We start from the raw sequence: 1609 nt of genomic DNA, 5'->3' as shown, positions 1-1609 counted from the left end.
GGCAATGGATCTGACCTATATCCCCATGGCGCGTGGTTTTGTCTATCTCTGCGCCGTCGTGGACTGGTTCAGCCGCAAGGTTTTATCGTGGCGACTGTCGATCACGATGGAAGCGGCCTTCTGCATCGAAGCGGTTGAGGAAGCGCTGGCCCGCTATGGCAAGCCGGATATCTTCAACACAGATAGTCATATGATGGTAACCAGTTCTCGGGTGGTTTGACTCTAACACAGATTGACCGTTCGTTGGGTTGGTGCCGTTTGGCTTTCCGACGTGGTCTGACCCTCACTCCGATCGACTTGACATGTGTCTTTCCTTGGAACTGTCGACCACCCGAGAACGCCTGGCGGTAAGACTTTGTCTTGAAGGTGCCGCGTGACCCAAGAAGGGCGTGACCATCTGGTCTCATGACTGTCCTGTCCGTGCATTCTTACCGACAAAGTGTGTTTGTCACTGCCGGAAAGGATAGCACCATGAAAAAATCGATACAAACCATGCCAGTCGTGGGTGGGGTGGATACCCACAAAGACCTCCACGTCGCAGCTGTTGTCGACGAGAATGACCAAGTGCTAGGAACACAAAGCTTTGCCACGACGCGGCAAGGCTATAAGTTAATGCTGATATGGATGCGGTCGTTTGGTGAGCTGCAACGGATTGGTATTGAATGTGCCGGAAGCTATGGCGCAGGGCTTTTGCGATATATGCAGGCTGCTGGCGTTGATGTCCTGGAAGTGACTGCACCAGATAAACTGGATCGAAGGCGGCGTGGTAAGAATGACGACTTTGATGCAGAAAGTGCAGCGCATGCAGCCTTCGCAGAGCGGCGTACAGTAACGCCGCGCAGCCGCGACGGCATGGTAGAATCCTTACGTGTATTAAAGGTGTGTCGAAAAACGGCCGTTCAAGCTCGTCGGGTTGCACTACAGATCATCCAGACGACAATCGTTTGCGCGCCTGACCACTTGCGCGACGCTTTACGCAAAATGACCCGCATGCAATTGATACGAACCTTGGCAGCTTGGCGGCCAGATTTGACTGGGTATCGCGATGTTGAAGGATCCTATAAGATCGCACTTAAATCGCTGGCACGCCGATATCTCGAACTGCATGATGAAGTCGCTGATCTTGATGATATGATTCAGGCTATCGTCAAAGAACTGGCACCAGAATTAATCGCATGTCACTCAATCGGACTGAATAGCGCGGCCCAACTTCTACTGACTGCAGGTGACAATCCTGAGCGGTTGCGATCAGAGGCCAGCTTTGCTGCGCTATGTGGCGTTTGCCCCGTTCCTGCATCCTCAGGTAAAACAATACGATACCGATTGAACCGAGGGGGCGACCGTGCTGCGAACAGCGCGCTCCATATCATTGCAATTGGACGATTGCGGCTGGATCCAAAGACCAAAGATTATGTCGCCAGACGAACGGCTGAGGGCCACTCAAAATTGGAAGCCATTCGCTGTCTCAAACGATACATTGCTCGTGAAGTCTTCTGCATCATCATCCGGAGGTACAGAGAGATCAATCAGAACCAAATTGCCGCTTGACTCTTAGAAGGGCATCCAGGGATCGCAGTTCACGTCCATTGACTTCACCACCGTGCTGAAG

The 1609-nt window shown here is 52.5% G+C and carries 1 protein-coding gene and 1 pseudogene; both read left to right on the top strand.

Going from position 1 to position 1609, the window contains the following annotated elements; genetic code table 11:
- Window positions 1–208: pseudogene (locus OPR82_RS22685) on the top strand (DDE-type integrase/transposase/recombinase); the annotation flags it as partial.
- 263 nt (window positions 209–471) lie between these two features.
- Complete coding sequence (locus tag OPR82_RS22680; RefSeq protein WP_265987231.1) at window positions 472–1548, top strand: IS110 family RNA-guided transposase; 1077 nt, start codon at window positions 472–474, stop codon at window positions 1546–1548.
- Window positions 1549–1609 lie beyond the last annotated feature (61 nt).

Source organism: Ochrobactrum chromiisoli (assembly GCF_026241335.1).
Taxonomy (GTDB): domain Bacteria; phylum Pseudomonadota; class Alphaproteobacteria; order Rhizobiales; family Rhizobiaceae; genus Brucella; species Brucella chromiisoli.
This window is presented reverse-complemented; position numbering and strand designations above follow the sequence as displayed.